Source organism: Paenibacillus sp. UMB7766-LJ446 (assembly GCF_030226665.1).
Lineage (GTDB): Bacteria > Bacillota > Bacilli > Paenibacillales > Paenibacillaceae > Paenibacillus > Paenibacillus vandeheii.
The window spans coordinates 1-725 of sequence record NZ_JASOYM010000037.1 but is presented as its reverse complement, the minus strand read 5'-3'; the positions used below and the strand labels follow the sequence as shown (position 1 = coordinate 725).

General features: G+C 57.2%; 2 protein-coding genes. Both read right to left on the bottom strand.

Translation table 11 applies throughout. The annotated features are described in order from the left end of the window. Nucleotides 1–170: 170 nt before the first annotated feature. Nucleotides 171–374, bottom strand: coding sequence for a hypothetical protein (locus QP794_RS33090; protein WP_285080852.1), 204 nt, complete (start codon nucleotides 372–374; stop codon nucleotides 171–173). A 48-nt stretch (nucleotides 375–422) separates the two neighbouring features. Next, nucleotides 423–725, bottom strand: a 303-nt coding sequence (locus QP794_RS33085) for a hypothetical protein (RefSeq protein WP_285080851.1), incomplete at its 5' end; no start/stop codon positions are given.

The window sequence follows — 725 nt, the reverse complement described above, 5'->3', positions numbered from 1 at the left end:
TTTCCCCTGCTGAGGGGAATGAAAAAGAAATCCCGAGCCAACAGCGGCCCACAGCCCGATCCGCCCGTCGAAGCGTCAGCCTCGCGATTAGCCTTTTTATTCAGCGAGTTAACGAAGTACACGAGCCTCTCGAAAAGTTGCCCAGCGAGCATAGCGAAGGCAATAAGCCTTTAAAAAGCCAAGGCGAGCGTTGCAGCGAAGGAGGGCGGAATCGGAGCAGAGGGAGCGGAGCGTCCGCCTTTGGAGCGGGATTTCCCCTGCTGAGGGGGAATGAAAAAGAAATCCCGAGCCAACAGCGGCCCGCAGCCCGATCCGCCCGTCGAAGCGTCAGCCCCGTGAGTAGCCTTTTTATTCAGCGAGTTAACGAAGTACACGAGCCTCTCGAAAAGTTGCCCACCGAGCATAGCGAAGGCAATAAGCCTTTAAAAAGCCAAGGCGAGCGTTGCAGCGAAGGAGGGCGGAATCGGAGCAGAGGGAGCGGAGCGTCCGCCTTTGGAGCGGGATTTCCCCTGCTGAGGGGGAATGAAAAAGAAATCCCGAGCCAACAGCGGCCCGCAGCCCGATCCGCCCGTCGAAGCGTCTGCCCAGCGATTAGCCTTTTTATTCAGCGAGTTAACGAAGTACACGAGCATCTCGAAAGTTGCCCAGCGAGCATAGCGAAGGCAATAAGCCTTTAAAAAGCCAAGGCGAGCGTTGCAGCGAAGGAGGGCGGAATCGGAGCAGAG